This window comes from Paenibacillus pabuli (genome assembly GCF_039831995.1).
GTDB lineage: Bacteria > Bacillota > Bacilli > Paenibacillales > Paenibacillaceae > Paenibacillus > Paenibacillus pabuli_C.
Genome location: NZ_JBDOIO010000004.1, coordinates 1,037,760 through 1,056,083 on the forward strand (window position 1 = coordinate 1,037,760; position 18,324 = coordinate 1,056,083).

The window sequence follows — 18,324 nt, forward strand, 5'->3', positions numbered from 1 at the left end:
TGTCGATTTTGTCGAAAACTGAAAAAAACATTACTTTCTGAAAAAGTAATGTAGATTTTTTTGACCGGTGGTTGTATAATCTATAAACATAAACCACATCAATTTAGGGGGAAAGTGTTAGATGAAAAGGAAAAGTCTATTAGTCCTTTTGACGCTGATTCTGGCGTTCGGTACCGTACTTGCAGCGTGCGGATCGAAAAATGAAGGCACAACAAGTAACACGGGAACTGGCTCTGCAGGCGAGGAAAGCGGTCTCGCAAAAGATCAAGTACTGAAAATTAACCTGACAGCTGAACCTCCTACGTTGGACCCGGCTCAGGCAAAAGACAGCCAAACCAACACTGTTCTGAAATTCTTGTACGAAGGTCTTGTACGTATCGATGAGAATGGTAAAGAAGCACCAGGCGTTGCGAAAGACTGGACAATTTCCGAAGATGGTTTGAAATATGTGTTCAACCTGAACCCGGATGCGAAATGGAGCAACGGTGATGCAATCACTGCTGAAGACTTCGTTCGCTCTTGGGAACGTGCATTGAAACCGGAAACGGCTTCCCCGTACGCTTACCAATTGTACTACATCAAAGGTGCTGAGGGCTTCAACCTGAGCAAAGACGAAACATACAAAGGTACTAAAATCACAGATTTCTCCCAAGTGGGTGTAAAAGCTACTGATGAGCACACACTCGAAGTGACGTTGGAAAACCCAACACCTTACTTCTTGGGTCTGACAGCATTCTACACGTACTACCCAGTACACCAATCTGCTGACACAAACGATAAATTCTTCACTGATTACAAAAACATGATCGTTAACGGACCATTCACTATGGATCAATACGCTAAAGGTCAAAAAATCGTAGTTAAGAAAAACGAAGGCTACCATGCAGCTTCTGACATCAAATTGTCTGAAATCAACATGTCCCTGACAAGCAGCAGTGCTTCTGAACTGCAAGCTTATAAGTCTGGACAACTGGACTACACTGGTGCACCTAACGGTGAGATCCCAACGGACCAAATTCCTTCTGTAAAAGCGGAATTGCCGGATGAATTTAAAGCAACTGGTATTGCAAGTACTTACTACTACCAGTTCAACGTTAATGAAGCTCCATTCAACAATGCTAAAATCCGTAAAGCTTTTGCAATGGCGATCGAGCGTCAACTGATCGTTGACAAAGTTACACAAGGTGGACAAGTTCCAGCTTACGGCTTTGTACCTCCAGGTATCCGCGGTGAAAACGGCGAGTTCCGTGATGAGCACAAAGACGACTACTTCACTGAAAATGTTGAAGAAGCAAAAGCATTGCTTGCTGAAGGTATGAAAGAAGAAGGATACACAACATTGCCAGCTGTTACATTGATCTACAACACTAGTGATGCACACGCGAAAATCGCGCTTGCTGTTGCTGACATGTGGAAGAAAAACCTTGGTGTTGACGTGAAAACGGAAAACCAAGAGTGGGGCGTATTCCTTGAGAACCGTCAAAACCAAAACTTCCAAGTAGCTCGTGCAGGCTGGTCTGCAGATTACAACGATCCATACAACTTCTTGGAAATGTGGACTACTGGTAACACAAACAATGACTCCAAATTCAGCAACGAACAGTATGACAAAGATGTTAAAGAAACTGTGAAATCTGCTGATCCAGCTGCACGTATGGCTGCATTTGCTGATGCTGAGAAAGTCCTGATTCAAGACGAAATGGCTGTAATGCCAATCTACTACTACACTAACGTATCTTTGACTAAGCCTTACCTGAAAGGCGTACAACTTGATTTCAGTGGAGCAATTGACTTCACTCGCGCATATCTGGAAGAGAAATAAGTTGTTCTGAAGTCTATATGATTACTTCGGGATATATATGTGGAATTCCATATATATCCCGATTTTTTTGTATGTGCACCGATTTTCCTTATAATTCTTGAAATTTCCGATAAATGGATTGGACTTTATTCATGTCTAATTCTACAATCGATTTGTATACAAAATATTGTTTTTGGAGGTGTGCAAGGGTTGGTTAAGTACGTGCTGAAAAAACTGCTATTTATGCTGCTATCGCTTTTCATACTCGCATCAGCAACCTTCTTCCTGATGAAGGCCATTCCGGGTGACCCTTTTACATCCGAGAAAAAAGTATCGCCTGAAATTCGGGCACTACTGGAAGAAAAGTATGGGCTGGACAAACCGATGTATGAACAATACCTGAAGTATATGGGTGGAATTCTCAAAGGTGATTTTGGTGTTTCGATGAAATACCTGAATCAAGAAGTAACCGACATGATCACTCAAACGTTTACAGCATCTCTGAAACTGGGGATCTTTGCGATCGTGATCTCTGTAGTCGTTGGGGTGTTGTTAGGACTAATCGCTGCAGTTTACCATCGTAAGCTGATAGATGATGTCACGATGATCCTGGCGGTAATTGGTATCGCGGTACCGAGCTTCTTGCTCGCATCTCTGCTTCAATACGTTTTCGCCTTCAAACTGGGCTGGTTTAACGTTATGGGATTCGACGGACCGCTTGACTATGTACTTCCGGTTGCGGCATTGTCTGCATCCCCGATTGCCTTTATCGCACGTTTGACGCGTTCCAGCATGCTCGAAGTGCTGCACGCGGATTATATCAAGACAGCTAAAGCCAAAGGTCTGAAATGGCCTGCAATCATGTTTAAACACGTTATTCGTAACGGTATTCTTCCCGTTGTAACTTATGTGGGTCCGATGACGGCTAACATCATCACGGGTTCCGTAGTTATTGAGCAAATCTTTAACATCGGGGGAATTGGTAAAGTATTCGTAGAGAGTATCACGAACCGGGATTATACAATGATCATGGGGATTACGATTTTCTATGGTATCCTCCTGATGTTGGCACGTTTCCTTACAGATATCGCATATGTGCTGATTGATCCTAGAATTAAGCTGGAAAGCCGGAAGGGGGCATAACGTTGTCTGGCACGAACAATAACAATAAAGAAACGGCGAACACTGCCCTGGATAGTCAGGCAGCGGTGAAATCGCAAGAAAGTGTATCGTTATGGAAAGACGCCATGTACAGACTTGCAACCAACAAGGCCGCGATGATCAGTTTGGGCATTCTGGTTCTTGTTGTCATCTTCTCTTTGATTGGTCCAACTTCGTTATTCACAAGTTATAATTATTATTCTAATGATTTGCTTAACGCCAATGCAGCGCCAAGTGCGGAGCACTGGTTCGGAACGGACGAGCTCGGTCGCGATGTATGGGTAAGAACCTGGGTAGGTGCGCGTGTATCCCTTACTGTAGGTTTGGCCGCTGCCTTGATTGACCTTGTCATCGGGGTAATCTACGGAGCGATTATGGGCTTCTACGGTGGACGTGTTGATGGAATCATGAACAAGTTCTCCGAGATTCTCTATTCCCTGCCGTACATGCTCGTTGTAATCTTGTTGCTCGTTGTTTTGGAACCAAGTCTTACGACAATCATTATTGCCCTTACGATCACAGGCTGGATCAGCATGTCCTGGATTGTACGTGGTGAGATTATGCAATTGAAAAACAGAGACTTTATTCTTGCAGCGCGGTCCATGGGCGCAAGCACAGGACGTCAATTGTTCCGTCACTTGCTGCCGAATGCAGTAGGACCAATTCTCGTAACGCTGACGCTATCTATTCCAAATGCCATCTTTGCTGAAGCGTTCTTGAGCTTCCTCGGACTGGGTGTATCTGCACCGAAATCATCCCTGGGTTCCATGATCAATGACGCATTGACAGGCTGGACGCTGTATCCTTGGCGGATGTGGTTCCCTGCAGGTCTGATGGTACTTACAATGCTTGCATTTAACTTGCTCGGAGACGGTCTGCGTGATGCACTTGATCCGAAATTGCGTAAATAGAAATAGGAGGTGGGATTATGGAGCCAATCTTAACAGTCAAGGACCTGAGTGTGTCATTTACAACACGTTCTGGAGAATTTGATGCCGTTAAAAATGTAAGTTTTGAACTTGGCAAAGGAGAGACGCTGGGGATTGTTGGTGAATCCGGTAGTGGTAAGAGTGTTACCGCCCAAACCATCATGAAGTTGATTCCCTCCCCGCCTTCGAAGGTCAAAAGTGGAGAGATTACTTTTCACGGGCAGAGCCTGCTTGGGAAAACCGATAAACAAATGGAAGCTATCCGTGGTAAAGATATCGGGATGATCTTCCAGGATCCAATGACTTCATTGAATCCTACAATTAAAGTCGGTAAACAAATTACCGAAGTGCTTCGCAAACACCAAAACATGTCCAAAAAAGAAGCTGAGAAACGCGCTCTGGAAATGTTGGAGCTCGTGGGTATCAAAAATGCGGCAATCCGCATGAATCACTACCCGCACCAATTTTCCGGTGGTATGCGTCAGCGTGCAATGATCGCCATTGCCCTGGCATGCCGTCCATCCCTTCTGATTGCGGATGAGCCGACAACAGCACTCGACGTAACGATTCAGGCACAAATCTTGGACGTTATGAAAGATATGCAGCAAAAGCTTGGAACATCCATTATGCTCATTACCCATGACCTTGGTGTTGTAGCCGGTATGTGTGATCGGGTTGTCGTGATGAAGGAAGGCGAAGTTGTGGAAACGGGAACGACAGCTGAAATTTTCAGCAATCCTAAGCATCCATATACGATCAAATTGTTGAACGCCTTGCCTCGTTTGGACGAGCCTAAGAAAGAAAAACCTACTCCGGTTGGTATTATCAAAGGTGCCAACAAGCCGCTAGTTGAAGTGAAGAACCTGAAACAATACTTCAATTTGGGTAAAGGAAACATTCTCAAAGCGGTTAATGATGTCAGCTTTGATATTTTTGAAGGCGAAACCCTTGGGGTTGTAGGTGAATCCGGATGTGGTAAATCCACAACAGGACGCACGATTCTTCGCCTTTATGAGCCAACAGGCGGAAATGTTAACTTTAACGGAACGGATATCTATAAGCTGTCTCCACGCAAAATGAAAGAAATGCGTAAAGACATGCAAATGATCTTCCAGGATCCTTATGCTTCACTGAATCCACGTTTTAACGTTATGGATATTATCGGCGAATCGCTTGATATCCACGGACTGGCTTCCAGCGGTAAAGAGCGGAAGAGACGTGTAGAGGAATTGCTGGATCTCGTAGGCTTGAACCCGAGCCATGCGCTTCGTTATCCGCATGAATTCTCCGGTGGTCAAAGACAACGGATCGGTATTGCCCGTGCACTTGCTGTGGACCCTAAATTCATCATCTGTGATGAGCCTTTGTCTGCACTTGATGTATCCATCCAAGCTCAAGTGGTTAAGCTGCTCGAAGAGCTTCAACAGCGCCTTGGTTTGACTTACCTCTTCATTGCGCATGACTTGTCCATGGTTAAGCATATCAGTGACCGTGTTGCTGTTATGTACATGGGTAAAGTGGTTGAGCTGGCAGAGAGTGAGGAATTGTACTCCAACCCGGTTCACCCTTACACCAAAACATTGCTGTCTGCTATTCCTGTACCTGATCCGGAAGTGGAAGCAAACAAACGCCGCATTTTGCTGCCGGACGAACAGTCTGGTCCAATCCAAAATGCAGGAAGTGGTCCTGTAAACGATCCGTATAACCTGGAGAATGCTCAATTGATTGAAATCTCCAAAGGTCACTGGGTTTCCGAACCATACGTTTAAGGAATTATATTCCGTTTGGACTTATTGATGTTATCAAACCGCCGGCTTGTTCGGCGGTTTTTTAGTTTTTTGGTGACTTTCTTTTGACGAAGTGGCCTGTAGTTCGGTACAATCAAGAAAGGCTCTTTGAAGCAGAATAGGAGGCAGACCTCATGAAAGGTATTACCGAGGCACTCCGCAGCGGAACACAACTTGCAGAAGATTATATCTGCTCACGTGATGCTGCGCGGGGCCTTTACGAGTATGACATTCACTGGGAATCCGGACTTCATGCGCGTGCCGAGTGGCTGGACCAATCGGAGAACACACGTGTGGATCGTCAGAACCTGGTAGAGTATTTACGTATATATAATAAACGTTTCAATGATCACGAAGCCGTACATCATTCAATCGCACGATTGGCTGAGGAAGGTACGTTTGTGGTTACAGGTGGGCAGCAGAGCGGCTTGTTGACAGGGCCGTTATTTGTCATCTACAAAGCTGCGAGTGTCGTTGCGGCTGCCCGTGAAGCTGAAGCCAAGCTTCAGCGCCCGGTAGTTCCCGTATTTTGGATTGCTGGAGAGGACCATGACTGGGATGAAGTGAACCACACCTATCTGCCTGGTCATAACGGTGAAATGACCAAGGTCAAACTGCATGGTCGATTCGATGGCCGAAATTCGGTGAGCGGGGTCACGGTTGAAACAGCACAGTGGATGAACGTAATCGAGCAGGTGGAGCATCTTCTGCCGGATACTGTACATAAACCAGGATTAATGCAGATGCTCACCTCGATCCATCAGTCCAGCTCGAATCTTAGTGAGGCTTTTGCGAGAATGGTGTCAGCATTGTTTGGCAGTACTGGACTTGTCCTTATGGATGCTGCAGATTCCGGATTGAGAGAACTGGAGCAACCTGTGTTTGAGCGATTGATTCGCGAGAATGCTTCATTGCGAGAAGCTTATTTGCAGGGTGCTTCCGTGGTGCAGGAAGCGGGCTATCCCATGCCGGCAGAAGTTGCTGAAGACGGAGCAAATTTGTTTTACATCCATGATGGTTCACGGTTACTTCTGTTCCTGAAGGATGGTTTGTACACTGATCGAAAAGGGCTAGTGTCTTTTACGGAAGAACGATTGCTTCAGGAGCTGAGGGAACATCCCGAGCGATTCAGTAATAATGTACTCACCCGACCGTTAATGCAGGATTCTGTACTGCCTGTAGCTGCGGTGATACTAGGACAAGGTGAGATTGCGTACTGGGGATTAACCAGAACCGCATTCCGCCAATTTGGTCTGCAGATGCCCATCTTGCTGCCTAGGTTGTCCTTCACCATTCTGGAGGATGTCCATCACAAGCACATGAATCAGTACGAGCTCTCTTTCCAAGATGTGCAATACCACATGGAAGAAAAAAGAGAGAAGTGGCTCGCAGGACAGGAAACATTCCAGGTCGAGAAGGAATTTGAGCAAGTCCAGCACAAAGTTGCTGAGTTTTATCGTCCACTGCTTGATCAACTTGCGCAAATTCACGCTGGGCTTGATCGGATCGGAGAGACGAATTTGAGAAAAATCAACGAACAGATTCAATATCTGCAGAAGCAAACACAGAAGGCGATCACAGATAAACATGAGGTCGGACTCAGACATTGGAACGGCATACAGAACTCCCTCTTTCCTATGAACAAACCACAGGAGCGAGTCCACAATGTGCTCTTCTACTTGAACCGTTACGGAACCAAGTGGATTCAGGAGCTCATCGAGAGCGGACGTGAATTCCGGGGTCAACATCAAGTGATTGAACTGTAACTGTGTGCTTCGCAGCAGACCCTTATAATAGAAGAAACAGATAAAGAGGAGGATGGGGCATGACTACACCTGCACTGCAAAACAGTATTGTTAAGGATATGGGACTCGCTTCTGAAGGACATTTGAAAATTGACTGGGTAGAAGCGCATATGCCTGTATTAAACCGGATTCGCCGCCAATTTGAGCAGGATCAGCCATTCAAAGGATTAAAGGTTGCCATTTGCCTTCATCTTGAAGCTAAAACAGCTTACCTGGCAAAAGTCATACAGGCTGGCGGCGCGGAAGTGACCATTACGCACAGTAATCCGCTGTCAACTCAGGATGATGTATGTGCGGCTCTTGTGGAAGATGGCGTTACAGTGTATGCCAAGTACAATCCGGGTCCAGAAGAGTTCAAGCAGCTTCAGCTTCGTGCACTGGAAGTTAAACCTGATCTGATTATTGATGACGGCGGCGACTTCGCTACCATTATTGCTTCCGAACGTCCAGACCTTGCGGCTACCATTCGTGGAGGTGCAGAGGAAACGACAACAGGTATTATCCGTCTGAAAGCTTTGGCGAAAGAAGGACAATTGCAGTTTCCGATGGTTGCGGTTAATGACGCATATTGCAAATACCTGTTCGACAACCGTTATGGCACAGGTCAGTCTGCTTTTGATGGCATCATCCGTACAACCAACCTAGTGGTAGCTGGTAAAAATGTGGTTGTAGCGGGATACGGCTGGTGTGGTAAAGGTGTGGCGATGCGTGCCAAAGGGCTGGGCGCCAATGTAATCGTAACAGAAATTGATCCCATCAAAGCGGTTGAAGCGCATATGGATGGTTTCCGTGTGATGACGATGGTAGAAGCAGCCAAACTGGGCGATTTCTTCATCGCGGTTACCGGCAACAAGGACGTCATCACAGGTGAACACTATGACGTAATGAAAGACGGAGCAATTCTGAGTAATGCGGGGCATTTTGATGTGGAAGTGAATAAACCTGAACTTGCCAAACGTTCAGAGTCCATTCGCACTGTGCGTCGCAACATTGAAGAATATCGATTCAAAGATGGACGTAAAATGTACCTTCTTGCAGAAGGGCGTCTTGTGAATCTGGGTGCAGCTGATGGCCATCCTGCCGAAATTATGGACACGACATTTGCATTGCAGGCTTTGGGCTTGCGTTATGTTAGCGAGAACTACGAGGCATTGGGCAAAACCGTTGTTAATGTACCTTATGAAATTGATCAGCAAGTTGCCAGCTACAAACTGGAAAGCTTAAATATTTCGATTGATTCCTTGTCTGCTGAACAGGAAAAATATTTGGATAGCTGGAAGTTTTAGGGCAATCCAATAATTACAAGCTGATGAACGGATTCAAAGGGTTTAAAATAGTGTATTGATGATATGGCTCATATGCGGTTGTAAGTAGAATAACCGGTACCGGGGAAACGTCTTTGATCCTGAGCGACAGGATCAAAGACGTTTTTCTTATGAAGCAAATTGAAAAAAATCAAGCAAGCAAGAAGGGTTTTGATTTTTTAGTGCGAATCTATTATGCTTAGGTGGTGGAAAGTGGGGCAAAGTGGGAGAAACGGGTGAGGAGTGAGTGGGCCAATGTTTATGGGGGAGTTCCAACATAGCATTGATGACAAAGGTCGGGTTATTATTCCGGCCAAATTCCGCGAATCTCTGGGACCGTCTTTCGTTGTCACACGGGGTTTGGACCAGTGTCTTTTCGTGTACCCTATGGAGGAGTGGGGGGTCATGGAACAGAAGCTCAAAGCACTGCCTTTGATGAAGTCGGATGTACGGGCGTTTACCCGCTTTTTTTTCTCGGGTGCTACCGAATGTGAATTGGACAAACAGGGCAGGGTAAATTTACCGGGCAATTTACGGGAGTATGCCAAATTGGACAAGGATTGTGTTGTTCTTGGCGTGTCGAACCGGGTGGAGATCTGGAGCAAAGGCATATGGGAGAGTTATTTCAATCAATCCGAGGAAGCATTCAACGACATTGCCGAAAAGCTGGTCGATTTTAATTTTGATCTATAAAGTCAGGAGGGGTGCAGGTTGTTTCACCACATAACCGTACTCAAAGAAGAGGCAACAGAGGGATTAAACATCAAGCAGGACGGTATATACGTGGACTGCACTTTAGGTGGAGGAGGACATAGTTCCGTCATTGCTTCCAAGCTCGGTCCAGGGGGAAGGCTTATCGCACTGGATCAGGATGATTGGGCTTTGGATAATGCACGCGAGAAGCTTGCTTCGTATGGAGATCGTATCACGCTTGTGAAAACGAATTTCCGTGATCTGGAACAGGTTCTGAAAGAACTGGATGTCCCAATGAAGGATGGCGTGCCGCAAGTGGAGGGAATTTTGTACGATTTGGGCGTGTCATCACCTCAATTCGATGAAGGAGAACGTGGATTTAGTTACAATCACGATGCTCCGCTGGACATGAGGATGGATCAGGATGCACTTCTGACAGCCAAAGAGATTGTCAACGAATGGCCTGAAGAGGAAATTGCCCGAATTTTATATCGTTACGGTGAAGAAAAGTTTTCAAGAAGAATTGCCCGCGTCATTGTGGAAAAACGAAGCCAGTCTGTTATTGAGACCACAGGAGAGTTAGTGGAATTGATCAAGGAAGGCATCCCGGCTGCTGCTCGCCGTACAGGCGGACATCCTGCGAAGCGCAGTTTCCAGGCGTTGCGGATTGCAGTGAATGATGAGCTGGGCGCGTTTGAGGAAGCATTGCATCAGGCGGTTCGGTGCCTGGCACCAGGTGGACGTGTATCTGTTATTACCTTTCACTCGCTTGAGGATCGGATTTGCAAACAAATATTCAGCAGTTATCTGGAGAAATGTACGTGCCCGCCTGATTTTCCGTTATGCGTGTGCGGCGGCAAGGGGACATTGCGTTTAGTCAACAGAAAACCGCTGATTCCGACGGAAACGGAACTGGCCGAGAACTCCCGTGCACGTTCAGCGAAGCTGCGCGTAGCCGAGAAACTGTAAACCAAGAGCGAAGGAGAGAGTCTTTGTATGGCATATACACGTGGTAACCTTGCAGTGAAAGAAAAAGCAACCCAAGAACGTGTGACTCAGCAGCGGTACAAGGAAACCACCAAAGTGGTGACTCGTCGTACCGGTCTTCCTGGACGTGAGAAGTTCTTGTACCTAATGACATTGATTGTCTGTATCGTTATCGGTGGTGCACTGATGTGGCGTTATGCTCACATCTATGATCTGAACAAGCAGGCTCAATCAACGCTGTCCGAGACGAGAGAAGCCGAGAAAACCATTGCAGACTTGGAAGTTGAAAAAGAAAAGCTGAACAATCTGGTTATTGAAAATGCACGCAAACTAGGCTACGTGGAGGCCTCCGGTAAGGATGTAATCTATGTACCTCGTACAACAAGTGCAACGAGCTCGCAGGATACAGAGTCGTCTTCGGATACAGCAAGTAAGTAAAGAGGTGTACCGATGGTAAAAAGAATAAAGATGCGCACGCTGCTTATAGGGGGATGTATTACCCTCTTTTTTCTTGTACTGATAACCCGAATCTTTTTCATTCAAGTTGTAAACAGCAGTACCTGGCAAGGATATGCATCCGAGCTGGTGGAACGTGAGCAGACGATTAAGGCAAGCCGAGGGTCCATTACAGATCGGAATGGCAACATCTTGGCAACAGATGCACCGGCGTACACGGTATCGGTTAACCCCGAGATGATCCATGAGCTTGGGATTGAAGACGTCGTCACATCCAAGCTGTCTGCAATACTTGGCAAGAATGAAAGTGAAATGCGTGCGTTGGTGACTGCCAAAAATAAAGATGGGGAGTATTACAAGCAACGTGAAGTGCGTAGTGAGGGATACAAAATCAGCCCGGAACTGGCAGCGAAAGTAACCGCACTACGTGAGGAACTGAAGGAAGAATACAAGGCTCAGAACGCCATCGTGATGGCACAGGAGTCGAAGCGGTTTTATCCGGAAGAAAGGCTTGCTTCGCACTTGCTTGGCTACATGAGTTATGACGGGAAAGCCGTTAATGGGCTTGAGCTTTCTTATGATGAAGAGCTGACAGGCACCGACGGTTATCTGAACTATCAAAAGGATGCAAAAGGCATCAAGCTTCCTGATTCTCAGGATAACTACCTGCCTCCGCAGAACGGAAACAATCTGAAGCTTACGATTGATGACACTATTCAATTTTATATTCAGGATGCCATAAAAGAAGCGGTTGCCCAGTACAATCCACTGAGCATGACCGTCATAGCGGCAGATCCTAACACGATGGAAATATTGGGCATGGCCAACTGGCCCGACTTCAATCCTAATACCTACGGGGAAACCACGGATCAGAAAAATTTCATCAACCATGCGACACAGTCCATCTACGAACCAGGTTCCACATTTAAAATTGTTACATTGGCTGGTGCTGTAGAAGAGAAGCTGTTTGATCCGAATGCCACATTTGAATCGAAACGGATTAATATTGGCGGATTTTCGATTAGTGATAATGGTCACGCTTATGGCCAGATTTCCTATCTCGAAGGCGTTAAACGCTCAAGTAACGTTGCCTTTGTTAATCTAGGTTACAACATGCTTGGTGGCGAACGTCTGCGTCATTACATAGACGAATTCGGATTTGGCCAAAAAACGGGGATTGATCTGCCAAGCGAGTCGGCTTCCCCGATCAAACCATTGGTCTACAAGTCCGAAATTGCAACAGCAGCCTATGGTCACGGTTTGGTTCAAGTAACCCCGATTCAGCAGGTGGCAGCAATCTCGGCCATTGCCAACGGCGGGAAACTGATGGTTCCACATCTGGTGAAGGAAATTATCAATCCAAATGACGGGACTACTGAAGTCATCAAGCCAAAAGAGGTCCGCCAGGTCATCTCCAAGGAATCTGCGAAACTCGTAAGTGGATATTTGGAACAGGTTGTAGCAGACCAGCAGATAGGTACCGGTCGCAACGCTTATATTGAAGGATACCGAGTTGCCGGTAAAACAGGAACAGCAAGAAAATGGGTAAACGGGGAATATAGTAAAACCAAGGACGTCGTTTCGTTTATCGGATTTGCACCTGTCAACAATCCCAAAATTGCGATGCTGGTCGTCATTGACCAACCGAGTGGAACCAACATTGGTGGTGGTGCTGCTGCAGCTCCTGTATTTAAGAAAATTGTAAGTCAGACACTTCAATACATGGGTGTTCCGAAAGACACGACGAAGACCGCTGACAAAAAGGAAACTACAGTGATTCGGACGAAGGCTCCCGACCTCGCTGGAAAAACGGCAAAACAGGCCAGAAGCCAACTGCTGAACGCAGGCATTGCCTATGAAACCCTCGGACAGGGCGAGAGTGTAATTCGCCAGTATCCTGCAGCAGGAGAGGTTATGAATCCGGGTCAGAGAATCTATCTGCTTACCGAAGACAGCAGCAAGATGAAAGTGCCTGACCTCACAGGTGAATCCCTTCGGGATGCCATGGAAGTTCTTTCACTAATGAAAGTGGGAGTGATTGTCAAGGGCGAGGGTTATGTCGTGAGTCAAAAGGAGCAGGTCGCTGGGGAACAGCGGACCATACAGCTCACATTGCAGACGGCCAAGGCCGCAGTAACAGGGATAGCGGATGAAGATCCGGAATCTTCCGATGCAGCATTGAAGGAAGAGAACAAGGAGACAACAGAAGAGCCAAGTAAGACCGAAGAAACTGGCAACGCTGATGGAACCGAGACTTCAACCAATGAGACGGAATCGTCTTCAGGTGCCGCGATCGATCCGGTCCTTCCGTAGCAATCCATTATAGCTTGTTCTAACCCCCGGTTGTCCCGAATATTCATGAATGAACGAGATCATGATTTTGGGACGAGTGGGGGGATCTTTTCGTGAAGGGTTCAAGCGTAAATCTACGGCGCAGGCTGTTATGGAGTTTGCTCATTTTGGTATTGTTATTTTCGGCCCTGGTGATCAGGCTTGCTTATGTACAGCTCGGTAAAGGCCCGGAATTGTCTGCGAAAGCGGAGGAGTCTTGGCGGCGTAACATTCCGTATTCAGCCAAACGGGGAGAGATTCTGGATCGTAATGGTACCTCTCTTGCCTATAATGTAACTACACCGACAATTATGGCGATTCCGGCTCAGGTGAAGGAAGCGGAGACTACGGCGAAAGCACTGGCCCCTTTGCTTGGGATGACTGAAGAGAAAGTGCTGGCAACCATCAAGAAAAGAGAACTGATTGTAAGACTACAACCCGGCGGCCGCAAAATTACGATGGAGAAAGCTCAGCGCATTCGTGATTTGAAGCTTCCGGGTATCGTCGTTGCAGAGGATAATAAACGTTTCTATCCTTATGATGATCTAGCCGCTCACATTCTTGGTTTTACGGGTATTGATAACCAGGGATTGACCGGGGTGGAGAAAAGATATGATGAGAAGTTGACCGGTTTAAATGGCAGTGTGTCCTACTTGTCCGATGCGGCCGGAAGGCTAATGCCGGGCTCATCTGAGAAGTATGTGGAACCAAGAGATGGCCTTAACCTGGAGCTAACGATCGACAAATCAATTCAATCCATTATGGAAAGGGAATTGGATCAGGCCATGGTTAAATTCCAGGCCAATTCCGCTCTGGCGATCGCCATGAACCCGAAGACGGGTGAAGTCCTCGGCATGGCCAGCAGACCAGGGTATGAACCAGCAGATTACCAGCAGTACCCGTCTGAAATTTATAACCGGAATTTGCCGATTTGGATGACGTACGAACCGGGTTCAACCTTTAAAATCATTACCTTGGCGGCAGCGCTGGAAGAGAAGAAGGTGAATCTGCAGCAGGATCAATTCTTTGACCCAGGATATGTTGAAGTTGGAGGTGCCCGGCTGCGTTGCTGGAAAAAGGGCGGCCATGGCAGTCAAACCTTTCTGCAGGTCGTAGAGAACTCCTGCAATCCCGGGTTTGTGGCTCTAGGTCAAAAGCTGGGTAAAGAGTCCTTGTTTTCTTACATCAAAGACTTTGGATTCGGAACCAAAACAGGTATTGATCTTAGCGGCGAGGCAAGTGGGATTTTGTTTAAACTTTCCCGAGTAGGTCCTGTGGAGCTTGCGACAACAGCCTTTGGGCAGGGCGTTTCCGTTACCCCCATTCAGCAAGTGGCGGCGGTATCGGCTGCCATCAATGGTGGCAAGCTTTACAAACCTTATGTAACAAAAGCATGGGTTCATCCTGAAACGGGAGAAGTGATGGAAGAAGTCAAGCCGGAGCTAGTGCGGCAGGTCATTTCCGAAGACACATCCAAGCAGGTTCGTGAGGCTTTGGAAAGTGTTGTTGCAAAAGGCACAGGAAGACCGGCTTTCATCGACGGATACCGGGTAGGCGGCAAAACAGGTACAGCCCAGAAGGTTATTAACGGACGTTATTCCTCTACCGAGCATATTGTATCCTTTATTGGTTTTGCTCCAGCAGATGATCCACAGATTGTGGTGTATACTGCTGTCGACAATCCGAAAGGAATTCAGTTCGGGGGCGTGGTTGCTGCTCCGATTGTACAGAATATTCTAGAGGACTCGCTGCATTACATGAATGTTCCTGTGCGTAAAGACCAGGTTGCGAAAGAATACAAGTATGGTGAAACCAAAATTGTTACGGTTCCCGATCTCACAGGTGCAACGGTAGAAGATCTGTATGAAGATCTCAACATGAACTTTATGCTGGCGAAGTCCGGCAGCGGAAAATACGTAATTAACCAGGCTCCGAAGCCCGGAGCAAGGGTGGAGCAGGGCTCAACGATACGAATCTATATGAGTGATGTGCTGAATGATGCACACGATCATACGAGCGAAGAAGGACAGGAGCCTTAACCGGCTCCGGGTTCCAGCGCAACAAAATTCAAAAAGTTGCGTTTCATTAAATGGCTATATGGACGATATTAATAAAAAAAGATATGCCTTGTGCAGAAGTAAACTTGGAGAAGTGAGGTTATTCATGTGCTTTTAAAACAACTTGCATCGAAGCTGACAACTGCCCGCCTGATTGGCGAGCCTAATACAGAATGCCAAAACTTACAGACAGATTCCCGCCAGGTTCAACCGGGAGATCTGTTTATCTGTCTTCCGGGACATACGGTAGACGGACACGATTATGCGGAAAAAGCTGTGAATGCCGGAGCTGTAGCACTGGTCGTGGAACGACAACTGGAACTGCCTGTACCCCAGCTGTTGGTTAAAGACAGTCGTTTTGCAATGGCAGTACTTGCAGACTCTTTTTTTGACTCACCAAGCCACAAGATGAATATGATTGGTGTAACGGGAACGAACGGCAAGACAACCACCACCTATCTGATTGAAAAGATCATGAGTGATCATGGACAGAAGACAGGTTTGATTGGTACGATCCAAATGCGTTACGACGGCCGGACCTATCCGATGTCGGGAACGACACCAGAAGCGCTGGATCTGCAGCGCAGTCTGTACGATATGGTTCAAGCAGGCACGAATTGCTGCGTAATGGAGGTCTCATCACATGCTCTGGAACAGGGACGTGTGAAGGGAACGGACTTCCGTACAGCTGTATTCACCAACTTGACTCAAGATCATTTGGACTATCATAACTCCATGGAAGAGTACCGTGCAGCGAAAGGCCTGTTCTTTGCAAGATTGGGCAACGAGTATACAGAGGATGCCTCCCGTCGCAAATTTGCGATCATTAACGCTGACGATCCATCGGCCCATTATTTCAAATCCGTGACTGCTGCTGAAGTCATTACATACGGCATGGAAGATAACGCTGATGTACGGGCATCCAAAATCTCGATTACATCGCAGGGCACGTCTTTCCATGTGGATACATTCGCAGGCAGTACAGACATTAACTTGCGCATGGTAGGGAAATTCAACGTGTACAACGCCATGGCAGCTATCTCTGCTGCACTTGTTGAAGGGGTACCATTGGAAGAGATTAAACGCAGTCTTGAAACTGTTCCTGGTGTAGATGGGCGTGTTGAAGCCGTAGACGAAGGTCAGTCATTTGCTGTCATTGTGGACTACGCTCATACACCGGACGGCTTGGAAAATGTGTTACGGACGGTAAAAGAGTTTGCTGAAGAGCGCGTCATCTGTGTGTTCGGGTGTGGGGGAGACCGGGATCGGACCAAACGTCCGTTAATGGGGAAAATTGCCGCAAAGTATAGTGACATTGTTTTTGTTACTTCCGACAATCCACGCACGGAGGATCCGGATCTGATTCTCAAAGATATTGAAGCAGGTCTGGTAGAAGAAGGCGTACCATCTGATCGTTATCTTATGGTCGTCGATCGTCGTCAGGCAATTCACGAAGCTATTGAAATGGCAAGCCCAGCCGATGTAGTATTGATTGCGGGCAAGGGTCATGAGACCTATCAAATCATCGGAACAACCAAAACGGATTTCGATGATCGGATCATAGCCAAAGAGGCGATAAGGGGAAAATCCAATTGATAAAAAGAACATTGGCACAATTGGCCGAAATGTGCGGAGGAACACTAAGCGACTTCGCTGCCTATGGAGAAATCCATGTTGAAGGTGTATTTACAGATTCACGTAAGCTAGTAGAAGGCAGCTTGTTCATCCCGCTTGTCGGCGAAAGGTTTGACGGACACGAATTTGTGCAAGCCTGTTTAGAGAAGGGAGCGGCAGGGGCATTATGGCAGAAAGACCATGGTGTTCCCCCGCAGGGCGGAGCTATCATTGTAGTTGAAGACACGTTGGCAGCTCTGCAGGGGCTTGCATCTGCTTATCTAGCCGAGAGCAAAACCTCCGTTGTCGGCATTACCGGCAGCAATGGCAAAACAACAACCAAGGACATTGTGGATGCCATTTTGTCTACCACCTTCAAGGTGCATAAGACACAGGGCAATTTCAACAATCATATCGGACTTCCACTTACCGTGTTAAGCATGGAGCAGGATACCGAGATTGTGATTCTGGAGATGGGTATGAGCGGCCGGAGAGAAATCGAGACACTGTCGCTGATTGCTCAGCCGGATGTTGCCATCATTACAAATATCGGTGAATCCCATCTGCTGCAGCTTGGCTCCAGGCTGGAGATTGCCAGAGCAAAAGCCGAAATTGCTGCAGGCCTGAAACCAGGTGGACTGTTGATTTATAACGGAGACGAGCCGTTGATTAAGCAAGTTCTGGCTGAAGCAGAAACGAAGCAGCCGGAGGGAATGAAACGATTTACCTTCGGACTTCAGACAGACAATAATGATTATCCGACAGGACTCATGAATGCACAGAATGGCGTTGTTTTCACGACCAAACAATTAGGAGAACATGCACTTACGCTTCCTCTGCTTGGTACACATAATGTAGTCAACTGTCTGGCTGCACTTGCGGTTGCACGCCACTTTGGTGTGAAAGCCGAACAGATTGCTTCAGGGTTATCGCAATTGAAACTGACGGGCATGCGCATTGAAGTTCTTCATGGAATCAGCGGACTAACGATGCTTAATGATGCCTATAATGCAAGTCCAACATCGATGAAAGCTGCTATTGATGTACTGGAAGGGCTCAAAGGATATCGTTCCAGAGTAGCCGTACTTGGAGACATGTTGGAACTTGGACCTCAGGAACAGGAGCTTCACCGTGGCATCGGAGAGTATATTACGCCAGGGAAAATGGACATGGTGATAACCTATGGACCTTTGTCAGCCAATATAGCTGAGGGTGCAAAACAGCACATGCCGGCAGAAGCCGTACATGCATTTGAAAACAAAGAAGAGATGACCCGTTACCTGCTGGAAAAATTGCATCCCAGAGACGTTGTCTTGTTCAAGGCCTCCCGGGGGATGAAGCTGGAGGACGTGGTCGAATCACTAAAAATAGCATCATTACAGAATTGAGTAGACTAGAG

13 protein-coding genes are annotated in these 18,324 nt (G+C 46.9%); all 13 read left to right on the forward strand.

Going from position 1 to position 18,324, the window contains the following annotated elements; translation table 11 throughout:
- Positions 1 to 121: 121 nt before the first annotated feature.
- The gene (locus tag ABGV42_RS24235) at positions 122 to 1,822 is read left to right on the forward strand and encodes a peptide ABC transporter substrate-binding protein (RefSeq protein ID WP_347384042.1); all 1,701 of its coding nucleotides are present in this window, start codon (positions 122 to 124) and stop codon (positions 1,820 to 1,822) included.
- Between the two features lie 189 nt (positions 1,823 to 2,011).
- A complete protein-coding gene (locus ABGV42_RS24240; RefSeq protein ID WP_095289949.1) occupies positions 2,012 to 2,944 on the forward strand; it encodes an ABC transporter permease in 933 nt (310 codons plus the stop codon).
- A 47-nt stretch (positions 2,945 to 2,991) separates the two neighbouring features.
- On the forward strand, positions 2,992 to 3,873 hold the full coding sequence (locus ABGV42_RS24245) for an ABC transporter permease (RefSeq protein WP_371859956.1): 882 nt from the start codon (positions 2,992 to 2,994) through the stop codon (positions 3,871 to 3,873).
- A gap of 17 nt (positions 3,874 to 3,890) precedes the next feature.
- Positions 3,891 to 5,660 carry an ABC transporter ATP-binding protein gene (locus tag ABGV42_RS24250; RefSeq protein ID WP_175397528.1) on the forward strand — a complete coding sequence of 590 codons (1,770 nt, stop codon included), beginning with the start codon at positions 3,891 to 3,893 and terminating at the stop codon, positions 5,658 to 5,660.
- Between the two features lie 152 nt (positions 5,661 to 5,812).
- Positions 5,813 to 7,444: a bacillithiol biosynthesis cysteine-adding enzyme BshC gene (bshC, locus tag ABGV42_RS24255; protein ID WP_347384043.1), complete on the forward strand. Its 1,632-nt coding sequence runs from the start codon at positions 5,813 to 5,815 to the stop codon at positions 7,442 to 7,444.
- Positions 7,445 to 7,503: 59 nt separating this feature from the next.
- Positions 7,504 to 8,769 carry an adenosylhomocysteinase gene (locus ABGV42_RS24260; RefSeq protein WP_347384044.1) on the forward strand — a complete coding sequence of 422 codons (1,266 nt, stop codon included), beginning with the start codon at positions 7,504 to 7,506 and terminating at the stop codon, positions 8,767 to 8,769.
- A gap of 273 nt (positions 8,770 to 9,042) precedes the next feature.
- Positions 9,043 to 9,480 (forward strand): division/cell wall cluster transcriptional repressor MraZ, encoded by a 438-nt coding sequence (gene mraZ, locus ABGV42_RS24265; protein WP_347384482.1) that lies wholly within the window; start codon positions 9,043 to 9,045, stop codon positions 9,478 to 9,480.
- 18 nt (positions 9,481 to 9,498) lie between these two features.
- Entirely contained in the window at positions 9,499 to 10,449 is a 951-nt protein-coding gene (rsmH, locus tag ABGV42_RS24270) for a 16S rRNA (cytosine(1402)-N(4))-methyltransferase RsmH (protein WP_347384045.1), read from the forward strand.
- Between the two features lie 27 nt (positions 10,450 to 10,476).
- On the forward strand, positions 10,477 to 10,905 hold the full coding sequence (locus tag ABGV42_RS24275) for a hypothetical protein (RefSeq protein WP_347384046.1): 429 nt from the start codon (positions 10,477 to 10,479) through the stop codon (positions 10,903 to 10,905).
- 12 nt (positions 10,906 to 10,917) lie between these two features.
- Complete coding sequence (locus ABGV42_RS24280) at positions 10,918 to 13,236, forward strand: penicillin-binding transpeptidase domain-containing protein (RefSeq protein WP_347384047.1); 2,319 nt, start codon at positions 10,918 to 10,920, stop codon at positions 13,234 to 13,236.
- Positions 13,237 to 13,328: 92 nt separating this feature from the next.
- Positions 13,329 to 15,293: a stage V sporulation protein D gene (locus ABGV42_RS24285; protein WP_347384048.1), complete on the forward strand. Its 1,965-nt coding sequence runs from the start codon at positions 13,329 to 13,331 to the stop codon at positions 15,291 to 15,293.
- A 126-nt stretch (positions 15,294 to 15,419) separates the two neighbouring features.
- Positions 15,420 to 16,907 carry a UDP-N-acetylmuramoyl-L-alanyl-D-glutamate--2,6-diaminopimelate ligase gene (locus ABGV42_RS24290; protein WP_347384049.1) on the forward strand — a complete coding sequence of 496 codons (1,488 nt, stop codon included), beginning with the start codon at positions 15,420 to 15,422 and terminating at the stop codon, positions 16,905 to 16,907.
- Positions 16,907 to 18,313 carry a UDP-N-acetylmuramoyl-tripeptide--D-alanyl-D-alanine ligase gene (locus tag ABGV42_RS24295; protein WP_347384483.1) on the forward strand — a complete coding sequence of 469 codons (1,407 nt, stop codon included), beginning with the start codon at positions 16,907 to 16,909 and terminating at the stop codon, positions 18,311 to 18,313. Before ABGV42_RS24290 ends, ABGV42_RS24295 begins: the two co-directional genes overlap by 1 nt.
- Positions 18,314 to 18,324: the final 11 nt, after the last annotated feature.

What these genes read in the sequence shown, in the direction of transcription:
- ABGV42_RS24275 (WP_347384046.1), top strand. Translation starts at nt 10,477, where the DNA reads ATGGCATATACACGTGGTAACCTTGCAGTGAAAGAAAAAGCAACCCAA.
- ABGV42_RS24235 (WP_347384042.1), top strand. Translation starts at nt 122, where the DNA reads ATGAAAAGGAAAAGTCTATTAGTCCTTTTGACGCTGATTCTGGCGTTC.
- bshC (WP_347384043.1), top strand. Translation starts at nt 5,813, where the DNA reads ATGAAAGGTATTACCGAGGCACTCCGCAGCGGAACACAACTTGCAGAA.
- ABGV42_RS24250 (WP_175397528.1), top strand. Translation starts at nt 3,891, where the DNA reads ATGGAGCCAATCTTAACAGTCAAGGACCTGAGTGTGTCATTTACAACA.
- ABGV42_RS24280 (WP_347384047.1), top strand. Translation starts at nt 10,918, where the DNA reads ATGGTAAAAAGAATAAAGATGCGCACGCTGCTTATAGGGGGATGTATT.
- ABGV42_RS24260 (WP_347384044.1), top strand. Translation starts at nt 7,504, where the DNA reads ATGACTACACCTGCACTGCAAAACAGTATTGTTAAGGATATGGGACTC.
- mraZ (WP_347384482.1), top strand. Translation starts at nt 9,043, where the DNA reads ATGTTTATGGGGGAGTTCCAACATAGCATTGATGACAAAGGTCGGGTT.